12 protein-coding genes are annotated in these 18,069 nt (G+C 43.2%); 3 read left to right on the forward strand and 9 right to left on the reverse strand.

The genetic code is table 11. The features are described from left to right. Window positions 1-46 precede the first annotated feature (46 nt). The 9 genes from L0P88_RS11000 to L0P88_RS11040 are packed head-to-tail and all read right to left on the reverse strand — an operon-like array spanning window position 47 to window position 14,512. Window positions 47-2,425 carry an ABC transporter permease gene (locus tag L0P88_RS11000; RefSeq protein WP_247134620.1) on the reverse strand — a complete coding sequence of 793 codons (2,379 nt, stop codon included), beginning with the start codon at window positions 2,423-2,425 and terminating at the stop codon, window positions 47-49. A 47-nt stretch (window positions 2,426-2,472) separates the two neighbouring features. After that, on the reverse strand, window positions 2,473-4,863 hold the full coding sequence (locus L0P88_RS11005; RefSeq protein ID WP_247134621.1) for an ABC transporter permease: 2,391 nt from the start codon (window positions 4,861-4,863) through the stop codon (window positions 2,473-2,475). A gap of 20 nt (window positions 4,864-4,883) precedes the next feature. Beyond that, window positions 4,884-7,259, reverse strand: coding sequence for an ABC transporter permease (locus tag L0P88_RS11010; RefSeq protein ID WP_247134622.1), 2,376 nt, complete (start codon window positions 7,257-7,259; stop codon window positions 4,884-4,886). A 47-nt stretch (window positions 7,260-7,306) separates the two neighbouring features. Continuing rightward, window positions 7,307-9,742, reverse strand: a complete 2,436-nt coding sequence (locus tag L0P88_RS11015; RefSeq protein WP_247134623.1) for an ABC transporter permease — start codon at window positions 9,740-9,742, stop codon at window positions 7,307-7,309. Window positions 9,743-9,745: 3 nt separating this feature from the next. Further along, window positions 9,746-10,507, reverse strand: coding sequence for a head GIN domain-containing protein (locus L0P88_RS11020; protein ID WP_247134624.1), 762 nt, complete (start codon window positions 10,505-10,507; stop codon window positions 9,746-9,748). A 34-nt stretch (window positions 10,508-10,541) separates the two neighbouring features. Beyond that, window positions 10,542-11,237: an ABC transporter ATP-binding protein gene (locus L0P88_RS11025; protein ID WP_247134625.1), complete on the reverse strand. Its 696-nt coding sequence runs from the start codon at window positions 11,235-11,237 to the stop codon at window positions 10,542-10,544. Window positions 11,238-11,276: 39 nt separating this feature from the next. Next, complete coding sequence (locus tag L0P88_RS11030) at window positions 11,277-11,894, reverse strand: hypothetical protein (RefSeq protein WP_247134626.1); 618 nt, start codon at window positions 11,892-11,894, stop codon at window positions 11,277-11,279. A gap of 21 nt (window positions 11,895-11,915) precedes the next feature. After that, complete coding sequence (locus L0P88_RS11035; protein WP_247134627.1) at window positions 11,916-13,166, reverse strand: efflux RND transporter periplasmic adaptor subunit; 1,251 nt, start codon at window positions 13,164-13,166, stop codon at window positions 11,916-11,918. Window positions 13,167-13,168: 2 nt separating this feature from the next. Next, window positions 13,169-14,512: a TolC family protein gene (locus L0P88_RS11040; protein WP_247134628.1), complete on the reverse strand. Its 1,344-nt coding sequence runs from the start codon at window positions 14,510-14,512 to the stop codon at window positions 13,169-13,171. Between the two features lie 197 nt (window positions 14,513-14,709). Here L0P88_RS11040 and L0P88_RS11045 point away from each other — a divergent pair, with 197 nt between their 5' ends. Genes L0P88_RS11045 through L0P88_RS11055 form a run of 3 tightly spaced genes read left to right on the forward strand, consistent with a single transcriptional unit; the run spans window position 14,710 to window position 17,877 of the window. Next, entirely contained in the window at window positions 14,710-16,083 is a 1,374-nt protein-coding gene (locus tag L0P88_RS11045; protein ID WP_247134629.1) for a sigma-54-dependent transcriptional regulator, read from the forward strand. Further along, entirely contained in the window at window positions 16,073-17,416 is a 1,344-nt protein-coding gene (locus L0P88_RS11050) for a sensor histidine kinase (protein ID WP_247134630.1), read from the forward strand. The genes L0P88_RS11045 and L0P88_RS11050 overlap by 11 nt, the downstream gene beginning before the upstream one ends. Then, window positions 17,416-17,877 (forward strand): 3-oxoacyl-ACP synthase, encoded by a 462-nt coding sequence (locus L0P88_RS11055; RefSeq protein ID WP_247134631.1) that lies wholly within the window; start codon window positions 17,416-17,418, stop codon window positions 17,875-17,877. The genes L0P88_RS11050 and L0P88_RS11055 overlap by 1 nt, the downstream gene beginning before the upstream one ends. Window positions 17,878-18,069: the final 192 nt, after the last annotated feature.

Here is an 18,069-nt window from a genome sequence, read left to right on the forward strand (position 1 = left end):
GCTATTTTTTTTGACCCTTAGACCATCCTCAGGGCAAGTTGATGATTTATTCTGTCCGTAAACTATTTATGGGATTGGCCAAGGCCGCTTTCATTGCCTGAAAGCTGACGGTAAACAATGCTATTATGATTGCAATTGAACCAGCGATTGCAAAAACCCATAGATCAATAGTAATGCGATAGGCAAAACTCTCCAGCCATTTTTGCATAAACCACCAAGCTAAGGGACCTGCAACAAAAAGGGCAATAATGACCAGGCTCATGAAATCCCTAGAGAGTAATCGGACTATTCCCGAAACACTCGACCCCAATACTTTTCGCACCCCAATTTCTTTTTTGCGCTGCTCTGCAGTATATGCTGCGAGACCAAACAATCCTAAACAAGAAATAATAATGGACAGGATGGAGAATATTTTGGCAAGCTCACCTACCAACTCCTCGTTTTTAAACCTGGAATTGAACAATTCGTTTTCAAAACGATATTCGAATGGGAAAGCGGGGTTATATTTTTTCAGAACATTCTCAATAGATGCCAGCGCATCGGCACTGGACGATTTGGGCCTTATATTGATATATAATGAGTTAGCATATTCAGCATTGTTAAAGAACATGACCGGCCCAGTTTTTCCATTGCCGTACATATCCCCATATAGGTAGTCTTTTACTACACCTATTACATTATAGGTGGTGTTATTGCGCGTAATGGTTTTACCAAGAGCACTATTGTCCCCCATGAGGTTTGCAAAAGATTGCGTTATGATAACATTGGTGCTATCAACCATTCTATCATTACTGAATTGATGCCCTTCAAGCAGTTTTAGACCAACAGCACTTAAAAAGTTGGGACTTACGTATCTGAATCGAACGAGCACGTCCTCTGTATTGCTACCCCCTTGCCAAGTTAATCCCGAACCATTATTTCCACTGGACAGCATGTTTGTATTGGTCAATGCAACGTCGGTTACCATGCCCGAAGCAATCATCTCTTCCCTTATAGGATCAAACTTGTCGATCATATCGCCACTAACTGCCACATTTAGTAAGTTCCCTTTGGCATAGCCAACATCCCGGGATCTTACATGTTGTATTTGCTGATAAATAATGGTACTACATATAATGAAGATTATGGAAACTGCAAATTGTAGAACCACAAGACCTTTTCGGATATTAGCTGCACTACCCTGATTTTTACCCACGCCCTTAAGTACTTGTGCCGGCCTGAAAGAGGATAGGTAGAGAGCCGGATACCAGCCTGCCAAAAGACCGCAGACCAAGGTGATGCCTAAAAGGGAAAGCAAATGAATGGGATCAAATAGTTGTAACGCAATCTGTTTTTCTACCAAGGTGTTGAAAGAGGGCAACAAAACCAATAATAAAATGATACTGAATAAGGCAGAAATACCTGCTAAAATGATGGCCTCTGCCATAAATTGCCCAATCAATCTTTTTTTGCCCGAACCCAATACCTTTCGTACCCCAACTTCATTTGCCCGTTTTCCGCTTCTTGCAGTTGAAAGGTTCATGAAATTGATACAGGCGATCAATAGAATAATCAATGCAATGAATGCCAAAGACCTGACCAATTTAATTTTACCCCCGACTTTCTTTCCTCCTTCAAAATCAGACCGTAAATGCCAATCTTTAATGGAGTGAAGAAAAGCTTCTTTAGGGGTATCGTCCATATTGCCCATTTTTGAGGCAATCATTGCTCTGACCTTACCATCTACTTCTCCAAAATCTGAATTGGGGGCAAGTTTAACAAAGGTGTCGGCAAAGTAATTGCCATAGTCCCTTGTCCACCACATATCATCTTCCCCTAATTGAAAACGTTCAAAGGGCAGAAGCCAATTAAAACCAAATGTAACATTGGAAGGCAAATTCTTTATAACCCCCGTAACCGTAAAACTGAATTCGTTATTGATTTTTATTTCACGGTCCACTATGTCTTTGTCGGAACCAAAAAGTGCAAAGGCTGTTTCTTGGGTCAAAACAATCCCATCTGGTCTGGATAGGGCGTTTCCCATTTCTCCTTCCAAAAGGTTCAAACTGAAAATATCCAAAAAATCAGGTTGAACATATCTGCCATATCTGTTGATTCCATTTTCTCCATTTGCAAGCAAAACCTCTCCGCCCCACGTCGTTGAAGACCGGACAATTTCAGGTATTTCTTCTTTTAAATCCTCCGCCAAAGGTCCAGGGGTGGAATAAAAGGTATAAACTTCACCTTCAAAAGTTTGATTGGTAGGCACTATGTAAATCAAATCTTGATTGGGGAAAACACCGTTATAGTTTACTTCATCCTCGACCCAAAGCAATATGAGACAGGCACAGGTAATTCCTATGGCCAGCCCAAAAATATTTAGGGCACTGTACGCCTTGTTTTTCCAAAGGTTTCTCCAAGCTATTTTTGCATAGTTTCTGATCATGATGCTATTTTTTTGACCCTTCGACCATCTCAGGGCAAGTTGATGATTTATTCTGTCCGTAAACTTTTTACAGGGTTTACCACGGCCGCCTTAAGGGCTTGAAAACTTACCGTCAATAGGGTAATGGCCAATGCTATCAATATGGCCACGGCAAAAATCCACCAACTTATTTCGGTTCGATACGCATACTTTTCTATCCATTCCGTCATATAATAATACCCGATAGGAATGGCCACACCACATGAAATCAGTACCAATACCACAAAGTCTTTGGATAATAATTGCCATAGACTGTACACGGATGCGCCCAATACCTTTCGAACTCCGATTTCTTTGGTTCGCTGTTCCGCCACAAAGGAAGCGAGTCCAAAAATGCCAAGACAGCTGATGAAAATGGCCAAAAAGGCAAAAAAGCTGGCCAACCTTCCCGTGCGTTCCTCATTGACAAAATTTCTTGCGTATTCTTCATCCAAAAAAGTATATGAAAAAAGACTTTGTGAGTCATACTTGTTAAATGCCGTTTCTATATGGGCCAATGCCTCCCTGGTATTCCCGCCTTTGCGGATTTTGATGTTAATGAAGTTTAAGAAATTGCCATAGTGCAGAATAAACAGCATGGGACGTACTTGATCATAGGGTGACTGTGTCACCATATCCTTTATCACGCCCACAATCTTATAATTGCCATTATCGCCCCATTTTACCATTTCCCCAACAGGATTCTTTAGTCCCATGTATTCCACTGCCGTTTCATTGACAATGAACGCAAGGGAGTCGCTTTTGAAGTCACGGGAAAAGTTTCGGCCTTCCTTGAGCTCCCAATCCACCATTTCCCCATAGTCATGGGTGGCTCTCAATGTATTGAACTCTTCGCTCATATTGTGGTCTTTCCCTTTCCAGTCAAAACCACTATTTGTGGTAAACGTTCCCGTGATCAGCACATCGGAAGCAGCTACTTCCTTAATATCGCTGGAACTCAATAGCTCATCACGTAGGGTATCAAAATGGGTAATGATTTCTGAAGTGTTAATGGGAACATACAGCAATTGATCTCTGTCATAGCCCACGGGCCTATCTTTAACATGTTCTATTTGCCTGAAAATGGTAATGGTCCCAATAATCAGTATCACGGAGATGGCAAACTGGAAAACGACCAATACCTTTCTTAGGCGTGCAGCACCCTGACCGCTGTTGAATGTACCTTTCAAAACTTTGACCGGATCAAAGGAAGAAAGATAAAAGGCCGGATAACTGCCGGAAATCAGGGCGGTAAACAGCATGAACAGTACACATACCATCCAGAAGATGGGGTTGTCCCAGGGAATTTCCACGGTCTTGCCCGTAAGGTCGTTGAAGTAGGACTTTACAACTAATACCGAGACAAAAGCGACTATAAAAGCTAGGGCGACGACCAAAAAGGATTCGCACAGAAATTGGGCGATTAACTGGTTTTTTATGGATCCTATGGTTTTTCGTATACCTACTTCCTTAGATCGTTTTACCGATTTGGCGGTACTCAAATTCATGAAGTTGATGCAGGCCAGCAATAGAATAAAAAGTCCGATGACACCAAATAGCCAGACTCGCTCAATGGCTCCCCCTGTATTGACGCCATTCTCAAATTTTGAATACAGGTGCCATTTAGGCATAGGGTGCAGATGTATCACGGGCTTGGTATTATCACTATTGGCAGTATCCCTTATGTTATCGGCCTTCACATCTTTAATCAGTTCGGAAACCGTCATCCAGTTAGTGCCTTCCTTCATTTGGGCGTAAACTTGAAACCAATTGTTGCCCCATCCAACCCGTTCCTCAAAGTTCGCTGCCCTTTTGAGAAGTTCCCAAGGTGCAATAAATCCAAGATCTGAGAAATCACCGTTTTCTGGCAAATCCTTATAAATTCCTGCCACTTGTGCTTCCATGGTGGTGCCAATTCTTACGGTCTGTCCCATGGGATTGCCATCTCCGAATAAAGCTATTGCTGTAGATTCCGATAACAGCATGGAAGTAGGATCCTGTAGCGCATCCCTGGTGCCTTTGACCATATTTAAGGATAACATTTCCGTGATTCCGGGTTCCATATAGTTCCCTGGTCGGGATATTTTATGATCGGCAATGGACAGTAGTTGATTTCCCGTAAATGAAGCGGTTACAATATGCTCAAAATAATCCCCATAACTAGCTCGGAGTACTGGGGCCAATTGCATGGGTTGAAAGACGCCTGTTTGTATTTCGCCGGCAAAGGTTTGGCTTTGCATTACCTGCACAATGGAATCATAGTTTTTAAATTTTGTGTTGAAGGAAAGTTCTCCATGAATCCAAAGACCAATAAGCAAAGCTGCTGCCATGCCAATGGCCAGACCTCCAATATTCAAAAAAGAATGTCCTTTTTTATTGAGAACCGATCTCCAAGCAATTTTTAAATAGTTTTTTAACATGGCTGTTTTTTTTGACTGATTTATTCGGTTTTTAAACTGTTTACAGGGTTGGCCATTGCGGATTTAATTGCCTGGAAACCAATTGTTATCAAGGTAACGGTGAGTATCAATACCCCAGCAAGGACAAAGGTCCAAAGGGGAATGGTCGTTCTGTATTCAAACCCCTGTAACCATTGGGCCATAAAATAATACGCCAATGGGGAGGCCACTATCAGGGCCACAAGGACCAGTCTTAAAAAATCCTTGGAAATGAGGAGCGTAATGTGATTGATGCTGGCACCCAGCACTTTCCGGATACCTATTTCCTTGGTGCGTTGTTTGGCCATAAAGATGGCCAGCCCAAACAATCCCAAACAGGAAAGCAGGGTGGAAATCAAGGCAAAATAACGGGCTAAGGTCCCCGTCAATAGCTCTGCTTGATAATTCGATTCGTACGCTTCATCCAAAAAATCGTAGTGTAAGGGATTGTCCGGTAAAACCTTTTCAAAAACATTGCGGACCGATGCCAACCCATCGGCTGTCTTTGCACCATCCAGCCTTACGAACAATTCACCGGCATTATTGGGCTCCAAAATAAAGACGGTAGGTTGTATGGGCTCGTATAAGGAACGGTTGTGGAAATCCTTCAGCACACCGATTACCTGTCGTTGTTTTCCCCAAAGTTCAATGGTCCTTCCAATGGGATTTTGACCAAGTTGCATAATATGGGCAGCGGTCTCATTGATGACCAGGTTAAGGGTGTCCTGCGACCCCTCTTTATAGTAGGATCCATATTCCAAGGGAATATCAAAGGCTGTCGGAAAATTGTGGGCGGTCCACAAAAGGGAAAACTCAATATTTTCCTGCTCCTGGGTTTTTCCGGGCCAGTTTACTCCACTACTGGAGGCCGGGGTCTCCAAGGGGGACGGTCCCACCAAAGTAACGTCCATAACCCCGGGGGATTTCAACAATTCATTTTTAAGTGCCCCATATTTTCCCGTAATGATTTCATCCTGATGTATTGAGATAATGTGTTCCTTGGCAATTCCCAAGTCCTTTTCATTGATATAATCCACTTGTTTTTGAATTACCAAAGCGGAAACAATGAGCAATATTGATAGTGAAAATTGCAGTACCACCAGGCTTTTTCTTAGGGAAACGATATTTTTTTGCTCCTTGCCCAGGCCACCTTTAAGGGCATCTACCGGCTTAAAGGAAGATATGATGAATGAGGGGTATGCTCCCGAAAGAAAGGTGGTAAATACCAAAACCCCCATGACAATGAGCCAAAGTTCTGGATTGGTCAGGTCAAAAACAATTTGTTTTCCCGTAAGGGTATTCATAAGCGGCAGGAACAAGGCCGTTACTATCAATCCTATAACGAACGAGATGGACGTTATAAGGGCCGTTTCCATAAAAAATTGACCGATCAAGGAGTTCTTTTTGGCGCCAACCACTTTTCGCACACCAATCTCACCAGCTCTTTTTGTGGCATATGCGGTTGAAAGGTTGATAAAATTGATACAGGAGATCAGCAGCAGAAAGATTGCGGCCAAGGCAAATATGCGTACATAGGCTATGCGTCCCCCGGATACTTGTGCCTTTTCATCAAATTGATTGTACAAATAGTTGTCAGAGAACTTTTGAAGTAGGATACCTTCTTTAAAATCCCCGGAAATGTTCTCTTGAAAGAGTGTTTCAATTTTTTGGGTCAATTCCGCAATATTTGCGTTGCTGCGCAATAGGAATGCGCCCTGCATTCCATTGTTTCCCCATTCCTGCATCCATTCGTTTTCGCCCAAGTAACGTTCAAACCCATAATAAAAATCGTTCTGTATTGAAGATTGGGCCGGAAAATCCTCGTAAACCACCTCTACGGCAAAATCACCGTTATCATAAATATGGACGGGACTTCCCAATGCCTTTTGTTTCCACTCCTTTCCCCAAAAGCGTTTTGCCAAGCTTTCCGAAATGGCAATTGCCTCCGGTTTTTCATCCAATGCTTCAATACTCCCGAGAAGTACCGGAAAGGAAAAGGATTTAAAAAATGCGGTATTGGTAAAGGCACCGGAGGCCCTAAAGTCGGTATTTTCAATGCTAAGGTTGTCCTCAAAAGTGGGCCCCAGGGTAATGTATTCCTCAATTTCGGGAAACGTCTCCTGAGCGGTCTTTAAGAGGGGATAACTTGTACTAGCGTAAACATCGAGAACGCCCCCTTCAAGGGGAATGGTGCGTTTGACCAGAAAGAGCCCATCATCTTTTTCATGAAACTTGTCCACATTGTACTCATCAACGACCCAAAGTAGCATCAGGCAGGAAACGGCAATCGCTGTGGAGAGGCCAATAGTGTTTATGATGAAGTATACCCTATTTTTCAATAAAGTTCTCCAGGCGATTTTTAGATGGTTTTTAAACATGATCGTTCGTTTTTTGATGCTTCTACTACATTTGGCGCTCCTTATATTTATTCTGTTCTCAAACTTTTTACCGGGTTTACGATTGCCGCTTTTATACTTTGATAGCTAACGGTTACAATGGATATGATCAGGGCCAATAGTGCCGCCAGGATGAAAACCCACCAGCCAATTTCTATGCGATATGAAAAATCTTCCAGCCATTTGCCCATGACATACCAACCTAGGGGAATGGAAACCAAAATGGCCACCCCGACGAGTTTTAGGAAATCCATGGTAAGCCTGTAAACAATTTGGCCCACCCCGGCGCCCATCACCTTTCTGACCCCAATTTCCTTGGTCCGCTTTTCGGCATTGAACGTAGCCAGGCCAAAGAGCCCAAGGCAAGCGATAATGATGGATAAAACGGTGAAAATGATAAAGATCCTCCCCAAGCGTTGCTCTGATTGATAGGTGTTATTAAAGGAATCCTCCATAAAATAATAGTCAAAAGGTTGCCCTGGGGCCAAATCGTTCCAAATGCGTTCAATACTGCTTATGGCGGTGGAAAAACTGCCTTGTTCCAATTTGACCGCCATGGCATTGGAAAAACGGCCCAGATGCATGCTCAACGATTCGATCTCATTTCTAAACGGCGAAAAATGGAAGTCCTTTACGACCCCAATAATTTTAAAAAACTTTGGGTTTTCCTGACCCACATCGGGGGTGTACTGCATGCCCACCGCTTCCTCCGGGGAAACCCCAATTACGGCAACGGCGGATTCATTTACAATGATACTGGTTGAATCGTTCTTAAAACGACGGTCAAAATCCCTGCCGGCAATGACCTCAAGTCCCAACGTAGAAATATAATCGTGGTCCACGCCCCAAGTTTGCATACTTACGGCATTCTCCTGATCGGTCACTCCATCCATGGGCATGAATACATTATCGGACCTACTTGAGGGGGTCGGAAAATAGCTGCTTAAGGTGACGTTCTTCACAAAACCGAGTTTTCCGACTTCTTCTTTGAACGATGTGGACTGATCGCCAATCATATACACATCATTCACAATAAGTACCTGGTCTTTTGAAAAGCCCAAATCCTTGTTCTGGATAAAGTTGAGCTGTTGGTACACCACCATTGTACTGATGATCAAAAAGATGGAAATGGAAAATTGAAAAATTACCAGGGCATTTCTGATTTTTCCACCTCCAATACTATTACTGCTGGCTCCTTTTAGTACTTTGACAGGAATGAATTTGGACATAAAAAAGGCAGGGTAACTACCGGACAATAGGCCCAGAACAACTCCGGCCACAATTAAAATTGACCAAAACCCCGGGCTGTCAAAAGGAATGGAAATGCTTTTGTCCGCCAATTCATTGAAGAAAGGAAGTGCTATTGTGGCCACGACCAATGCAATCAAAAGTGAACCGAAGGAAACCAAACCCGATTCCATTAAAAACTGTCTAATAAGCTCCCTTTTTTTGGAACCCAACGTTTTTCGAATGCCCACTTCCTTTGCCCGTTTTAGGGAATGTGCAGTGGACAAATTCATGAAGTTTACACAGGCCAATACAATAAGGAAGGCTGCTATAAAGGAAAGAATATAAATGCTTTGGATGTCGTTGTTGGCGTTCATTTCGGCCACTCTATCCGAATGTAGGTGAATATCCACCAGGGGAATCGTGCTGTAGATAAGATGATTGCCCGCGGCCTTAAACTGTTCTTCGGTAATGCCAGGCATAAATTGTTGTACACCGGGAATTACGTACTTGCCCAAAAAAGCACGCAACGGCTCCTGTAAGTTGGCAACATTGGCGGTAGGGATAAGCTTAAAAAAGGTTTGATAGTTGTTACTGCCCCAATTCACAATACGTGACTCCTCATAGCCGGCCATGGCCATAAAAACGGTATAGTCCCTTAAAAAAGAATTGGAGGGCAGATCATCTATGACCCCGGCTACGGTATAATTCTCCGTATCGTTCACGAGTAGATTTTGACCAAGGGCATTGTCGATTCCAAAGTGTTTTTCTGCCGCAGTTTTGGTCAATACCAGGGTATTGGGGGATTTTAAGGCTGTAGTGGGATCACCTACAAGCAATTTGATTCCGAACATCTTAAAAAAAGTGGAATCCACATAGGTGGATTGAGGCTCTTTTACATTGATTTCGGTATCCGCTTTTCTGATCAAGGCGCTTCCCCGAGTCCTAAATCGGGTGACCAATTCCACTTCAGAGAAATCAGCATCCATGGTTTCTGCCATTGGTGCTGGGGAAACGGCAAATATCCGCGCCTCTCCGCCAAACTTAATATCGGCATTGACCCGGTGTATGCGTTCCGCATCCGCGAACATCCTATCAAAACTTAACTCATCATGGATATACAGACAAATGAGCAAACTTCCGGCAATGCCAATAGCAAGTCCGAAAGTATTTAGAAAAGTAAAAAACGGTTGTTTTTTTAAATTTCTCCAAGCGATTTTTAAATAGTTTTTGAACATATCCTAATTGATTTTTTGGATTGTTGCCTCTCCTATAACTATTCCTTTGTTTACCTCGGGAGAGCCTTGGTAAGCAATGGTAGCTTCTCCAAACGCGGTAACTTTAAGCCTGTCCCTTACCGCTATTCGATAACTTCCCTCACCGTAAGCCGTGATTTTGGTATGGTGGGTATCAACCTCAAGGGTATTCACTTTTGTTTCTCCGTAGGCCGTAATTTTCTGCTTTTCGATCAGGCCCTCTTTAAGCTCCAAATAGCTTTCCCCATAAATGGTTGTGGTAAAGCGTTCTAAATTGACATCGTTGAAATGGACTTCGGATTCACCGTACAGCTTTAGCCGGAATTCAGATTGTTCAATGGGGCTTTCACAGAGGAATTGCTCTTCTCCCCTTAGGGAAAGTTCTTTAAGTTTTTTGTAGGTAACGGTGGCCGTCACCACAGTGCCTTTGTAGATCGCTTTTTTGCCCTTCCATTTTTCATTTCTGACCCTTTCATGCTTTGTGGTCATTTTTGCACCGTCCAGATAAAGACGAAGGGTGGAACCCACCACTTCAATATGTAGTTTATCCATGGGTTCCGTATTTGTATGGACCATTACGGCTTCGGATGCCCCCTGAACAAAAGTTACGGAGATGTGGGGGCTTACAATGACCTTGTCAAAACTGTCCACGGTTACATTCTTGGGCTGCCCCAAACAATGGATTGGAAATAGCACAAACAAGGAGATGACCAAACTGGTGTTCAGACATTTGACAAGTGATTTCATGGGTGTTCGTTTTTTGATTGATGAATATGTCTCTCTATACCATGGCGCCAATGGTTCTGTTTTGACTTTCGGTTACGATTTGACCATCGAATAGATTGACCACCCTATGGGCATAATGGGAATCGCGGTCGGAGTGGGTTACCATGACTATGGTGGTACCTTCTTGGTTCAGTTCGGTCAACAAATTCATGACCTCAATACCGTTTTTGGAATCCAGGTTACCCGTAGGCTCATCCGCCAAGATCAGTTTGGGAGTGGTCACAACGGCCCTGGAGATGGCCACCCTTTGTTGTTGCCCTCCGGAAAGTTGCTGCGGAAAATGCTTTTCCCGATGTGCAATTTTCATCCGCTCCAAAACGGCCTTCACCTTTTGCCTTCGCTCCCCTTTCCCCATTTTTAAATAGATAAGTGGAAGTTCCACATTTTCGAATACGGTGAGTTCGTCAATAAGGTTAAAACTTTGGAAGACAAACCCCAGATTTCCCTTTCGTAATTGGGTCCGCTGGCTTTCCCGTAATCCAGCCACTTCATGGCCCGCAAAATTGTAGCTTCCTTCGGTAGGATTGTCCAACATGCCAATGATGTTCAATAAGGTGGATTTGCCACAGCCAGAAGGCCCCATGACCGCGACAAACTCACCTTCTTCAATATTGAGGTTGACCCCATTCAGTGCTAGGGTTTCTACCTCTTCCGTTCTAAAACTCTTTTTTAGGTTCTGTATTTGTATCATTTTTTACTGTTATAATCTTTAGTTAATTAGTTATCGGGATCAATTGTGGAAGTCACTGTAATTCCCGTTTTCCGGGAATGCCAAAAAATCGAATACGGAATCGTCCATTTCGATATACTCAATGGTGTTCAAATCAAAATAGGGCTCAAAAGGGGAAAACCCTTCTGGGAGATAGTCCTCGGTTCTAAAGCCAAGATCAACATCCTCCCCTTCGATGTAATTAATGGATGCCATGCTGTTCGGATCCGCAAAGGCATTGAAGCCTTCAGGAAGGTATTTGACGGTATCAAAATCCAAACAAAATCCTTCTTCTTCTTCCATGAATTCAACCGTATTCAGGTCAAGGAAAAAGGAATGGGGATCAAAATGTTCCGGTAGATAGTCATAAGGGTCAAAACCCAATTCAATGGTCTCATCCTCTATGTATTCAATTTTACTAAGGTCCATATCATAGGCCTCTTTCTCCTTATGGGTAGGGTTTGAAAAAAATGTTGAAGGCGTGGCCTTGTGGTCAACTGCGGTGATAAGGTTTTCAAACCGGCCCTGGGCCTGTATGGCTTCCGTAATGGAGGGTACCTCCCCAATGTGTTGCTGTTCTACGGCTATGGCGGAGCTTGATAAGAGCACACATCCATAAATCATGATTAATCTGTTCATTTTTTGATGTTTTATTATTATTTATTTTAATACGATTCGTTCTGCTTCTCCAAAGCTGTCATAGTTACTGGTGATGACTTCTTCGCCAGGTTGTAGGCCCTCAAGCACTTCATAATATCTGGAGTTTTGCTTGCCTATTCGGATGTCACGCCTTAAGGCTTCGCCACCATTGGGGTTCACAACAAACACCCACTGTCCCCCGGTACTGGTAAAAAAACCTCCCTTTGGTAATAAGAGCGCATCACTGGAAGCCCCTAATTGCAGTTTGATGTTATAGCTTTGACCGGCCCTAATGGTCTCAGGCTTTTCATCGGTAAAAACCAAATCCACTTTAAACCGTCCGTTACGTACTTCTGGATACACCTTTCGTAAGCGTAAGGGAAATTCCTTTCCATTGCGATCAAGACTTGCAAAAAGGTCCCGTTTTACCCTATCGATATAATGCTCATCAATATCGGCCTCGATTTTAAAATCGGTCAGGACATTGACTTGCCCAATGCGTTGCCCTTGAGTAATGTTCTGTCCAATTTCGGCGTCCAGAAAACCCAATTGCCCGTCGGCAGGGGCCCTTACGTTAAGGTGGTCCAATCGTTGGTAGACCATGCCCAAGGTCTTTTTCATCCTTTGTAGATCGGTATCCAGGCCCGCCAGGGAGGTTTTGCGCAGCTCATCGTCCTGTTCGGTCTGTAGCTTCACAATTTCGTACTGCTTCTGCGCCAGTTCATAGTTCTCCTTTGAGGTTAGGTACACTTCTTTGGACACGAGCTCATCTTCAAATAGGACCACGTTCTGTTCGTAATTTCGTTTCAATCGCTGGAGGTCCGTACTCGCCGTGGCCAACGACCTGCGCCCTTCTACCTGTCTGGCATCAAAGGTGAGCCTTGTAGAACGCAAATCGTTCTGTTTAAGGGCCAGATTGCTCTCACTGGCCAATATTTGCTCGTAGAGGTTCATGTTCTCCAACTTAAGGATGATATCGCCTTTTTTCACCATGGCCCCTTCTTCGATCAGCTTTTCCGACACCCGACCACCTTCGTAGGCATCCATATAAATAGTGGCAATTGGTGCTACATTTCCGTTAATGGTGATGTAATCATCAAACTTGCCCTCGGAGACCGGCGAAATGGAAAGACGTTCCTTTTCTGTCCTGAAGGTGGATTTGGAATTGCCAAAGGCCAGCTTCCATCCTACAAAAAGCAGTAGTGCGCCCACAGCAATATATCCGTAGTGTTTTGGGCGCAATCCTTTTTTCTTTTCCAGTTGTATGTCCATTTCTAATTGATATTAAATATTGGTAAACCTCTATAAAAATCGAGTGTACTGTTATTGACACGTAAACGCAATTGCGCTTGTAAATTTTGATTTTGGGCAGTGGCAAACAATGTTTTGGCCTGCCCCAGTTCTATGGCATTGATCATGCCTCTTTCATATCGTTTTTGGGCGATGGAAAAGGCAAGTCTTTGTGAGTCCATCCCTTTTTGGGTCTGTGCGGTCTCGGCTGCGAGGGCTTCGTGTTCCTGGACCAATTGTTGTATGATCTGATACAGCTCCTGTTCGGTGATCTTGGCGTTGTTTTTGGCGCGGTCCAGGGCAATCTTTTGTTGCTTTACCCTGGAACGTGATGTCCAACCATTAAAAATAGGAACGTTTAAGGAAGCTCCCACGAACCTAAAGGTATTATCGCGTATTTGGTCGCGAAATGGAATGGTGACCCCAAGGGTGTCCCTAATGGTTTCAAAATAACCCGTCCCTATTCCGGTTTGTAATGCAATTGAAGGGAAAAGGCCCCCCCGTGTTGCCGCCAATTGCTTTTTTGCCGCCTTTACCCGGTATCCCTGGGCCTTTATGGAAGGCATAAAGTCTTTTGCCGCTACAAAAATGGAATCGGACAGCATTGTTTCCACACCTTCACTGGGACCGGAAGAAATCAGTTCCGGTTGTATGGAAATATCGCTTTGGCCCTCAATGTTCATGGCTTGCAGCAACGTAAGCTTTGCGGCTTTCAATCTATTTTCGTTTTGGGTAAGCAATAATTTGTCTGCCAGGAGCAAGGACTCAGCCTCATAAAGATCTGCCCCTGCCATCGCTCCAAGATCGACCTGTTTTTTGACCAGGTCATAGTTGGTTTGGGAGATTTGGACCTGTTCTTCCGAAATGGTGATAAGTCCTTCAATAAATTGGATATCGTAGTAAGCGGACATCACCCTAAAGGCCAATAGGTACTTTTGCTGAAGGCTTTCTTCTTTTGTGGCCTTGTACAAAAACTTTGAAGCTTTGATACTGTTTATCTTCTGAAATCCCTGGAAAAGATCAAATGAGGATTGAAGGGAATAGTTATTCGAGAAAAATTCGGTGTTCACGAAACTGTTGTCCTCTGGGTTAATAGATCGTCCAAAATTGATGGAATAATCGGCAAAACCATTGATGATGGGCAACAGGTTACGGACGGATTGCCTGTAGGTTTCCTTGTTGGATTGGGTGTTGAGGTCAAAATCGTTCAACTGTAGATTGTGCTCTATGGCATAGGCAACACATTCGTCCAGTGTCCACACTTTTTGTGCGGACAATTGAGCATGACCTAGAAGGAGTAGTAAGAAAAAGAAGTGTTTTAAATTCATTTTTTAAATACTATGCCAAACTATAAGCGATTGTTGTGCCATGATTTTAACATGCTGAAAATCAATTTTATAAGACAAAACATATTTGACAAATACTATTGGAGTGTAAAATATTTATACAAAATATGTCAAAATTTTTTACACATAGGAAATGTTGTTGGTTCCAATTTGTAGTTTTAGGGTAAAGGAATATTCCCATGATTGACGCCAGGGTTTTGGTCATCGATGACAATAAAAGCGTATTGAGCGCTTTGGAGATTTTATTGCAGTTCGATTATAAGAGCGTTCAAACGCTCTTTAGTCCCAATCAAATATCGTCTTTCCCCAATTTACAGGATATCGATATCATTTTGTTGGACATGAATTTTTCGGCAGGGGTAAATACAGGAAACGAAGGCTTGTTTTGGTTGAAGGAAATCAAAAAGAAATCCCCAAACACTTCGGTGATTATGATGACGGCCTATGGTGCAGTGGATTTGGCCGTAAAAGCGTTAAAGGAAGGGGCTTCGGATTTTGTATTGAAACCCTGGAACAATGAACGTTTGTTGACTACGGTTAAATCGGCCTATGAGTTACGCCAATCCAAAAAACAGATCAATCAGCTTAAAAAGAAGGAAAGCAACCTTAAACAGGTGATCAATGAAGATAAAAACTATATCATTGGAAATTCAAAAGCCCTTACCGCAGTTTTAAATCTGGTCCGCAAAGTGGCCAAAACCGATGTCAATGTCCTCATAACGGGTGAAAATGGAACAGGAAAGGAATTGATTGCGCGGGAACTGCACCGTCTGTCCTCCAGAAAGGATGAAGTTTTCATTGGGGTGGATATGGGCTCCATAGCCGAGAACCTATTTGAAAGTGAGCTTTTTGGGCATCAAAAAGGAGCGTTTACGGATGCTAAGGAAGACCGTGCTGGTAAATTTGAAGCTGCCCACCAAGGATCCTTGTTCTTGGACGAGATTGGCAACCTATCCCTTCAGACCCAAGCGAAGTTGCTATCGGCAATACAGAACAAATCCATTGTGCGGGTTGGGTCGAACAAATCCATAGCAGTGGATATTCGATTGATCTGTGCCACCAATTGTAACCTGGAACAGATGGTTGCCGATGGACTGTTTCGGGAAGATCTGCTGTATCGCATCAATACCATTCACATCCAGGTACCCCCGCTACGGGAAAGAAAAGGGGATATTCTGATTTTGGCCGATTTCTTTTTAAAGCGCTATGCCAACAAATATGACAAACAAGGGCTCCGTATCAATAATATGGCACAGGAAAAATTGGAGGGCTACCCTTGGCCCGGTAACATTAGGGAATTGCAACACACCATGGAACGAACGGTAATCCTTTCCGAAGGAAATGTGTTGAAGCCATCCGATTTTCTTCTTCATCCCAAACCATCACAGTCCTTTGAAGATGGCCCAAAAACCTTGGACGAAATGGAATATCGAATGATTACACGGGCGCTCGAAGAACATGAAGGCAACTACAGTGCGGCGGCGGATCAACTTGGGGTGTCCCGGCAAACATTGTACAACAAAATGAAACGCTTAAAAGCAAATGGCCAGTAGAAACTTTTACTTACAGCTCATTGTAAGGGTCATTTTCCTTACCCTTACCGCAATTGCAATTGCATTTTCCATCACCGCCAAATGGTATATTGCATTAGGATTTTCAGTTTTATTGTTGACCGCCCAGGTATATTCCTTGATTTCCTTTATCAACAGTACCAACCGAAAGATTGCCTATTTCTTTGATGCCATTAGAAACGAGGATTTTACGCTTCGTTTTCCCGAAAAGGTCACCATAGAATCCTTTAAGGAACTGAACCAAAGCCTTAATCGGGTCAATGGATTGATCCAGGAGGTACACCTGCAACTTCAGATTAGGGAGAACTATTATCAGGAAATCCTAAAACAGGCGAATATTGGCATTATGACGTTCAATGAAAAGGGACATATCCTTTTTTCCAACCCTACGCTGGAAAGATTGCTCAATTACAGCCCTTTGAACCATATTAAACAACTGAAACAGATAGATGAAGGGCTTTATGAAATTTTCATGCCCTTTGAACCATTTGAACGGAAATTGTTTCAACTCACCAATGAGCGGGAACAAAAACAATTGGCGTTGAAATCGACCCCATTAACATTGGACAAGCAATCCTTATTGTTAGTGGTGGCCCAGGACATTCATCACGAATTGGACGAAAAGGAGACGGATTCCTGGGTGCGCTTGATTCGGGTCCTGACCCATGAGATAATGAATACCATTACCCCCATAACCTCCATTTCCGATTCCATTCTAAAACATTTTAAATCATTGGAGCGGGAATCCTCCGAGGGAATTGGCAATGACAAAATGGCGAGTTCCATAAAAGGCCTGCAAGTGATTCGTGAACAAGGGGGCGATTTGATGGAATTTGTGCAGTCCTATCGTAGCTTTTTAAGTGTTCCAAAACCTGATAAAGCCTTGGTTCCGGCCAAAAAACTATTTGATAAAACTCAGTTGTTGACCTCCAAGGAACCCATCCAGAATATTGAAATTAAATGGACAGCGGAACCAAAGGATTTGGAACTGTTCATTGACGAAAAACAATTGACACAAGTCCTGATCAATCTGGTGAAGAATGCCATCCATAGCTTGGAGGGAAGGGAAAAAGGAAGTATCTGGGTAAGGGCGGCGCTGGACCGAAATGGGAAGAAGTATATTGAGGTCAGGGATAATGGACCCGGGATTCCCGAGGAATTGATAGATGAAATATTTGTTCCATTTTTTACCACAAAAGACAAGGGAACCGGAATAGGATTGAGTTTGTCCAAGCAGATTATGCAACAACACGGGGGCAGTTTAAAACTACATTCAATCATCGATCAAGAAACGGTATTTACATTGCTTTTTTAATGTCGAACTCATCCAAATCAAAACAGGCTGCCCATCATTTTTGTGTACGGTATGTGCAATTAAGGGTAGATCGGCTTCATGCAGAAATTGAAAAAATAACGGAAGCCTTGCTTTCCGAAGTAAAAAGTACGGCAGGGGATAAGCACGAAACGGGACGTGCCCTCTTACAATTGGAACGGGAGAAACTGGGATATCAACTCCTGGAAGCGGAGCGGATGCAGCAAACCCTTCAGAAAGTTCCATTGAAAACCCGAACCAACAAGGTGGGCCTGGGAAGCTTGGTAAGCACCAATAGGGCCCGGTATTATATTGCGATTTCCGCTGGTAGATTTGAGGTGGACGGGGGTATTATCTTTTGCGTTTCGGCAAATGCGCCAATAGGAAAGCTCCTGTTGGGAAAAACCCTTTCGGATACCATTACGTTCAATGGACAAAATTCGACTATAACCGCCATTCAATAAGGACCCCATTTAACTTTTCCTTAATGGGATGACAGGCTTAATTGGTTAATTTTAAGGATAGAACTTGTCTTGAGTTCGTGGGATTTAGGGAAAAAACAAGATTTTGTGCTCAGATGAAGGCTTTTTTACGTTGCATAGCCATAGCTATGGAACAAGAAAAAGGCAAAATATGGGTGTAAAAGATGTTTTTAA

Origin of the sequence: Muricauda sp. SCSIO 64092 (genome assembly GCF_023016285.1) — a bacterium.
GTDB lineage: Bacteria > Bacteroidota > Bacteroidia > Flavobacteriales > Flavobacteriaceae > Croceivirga.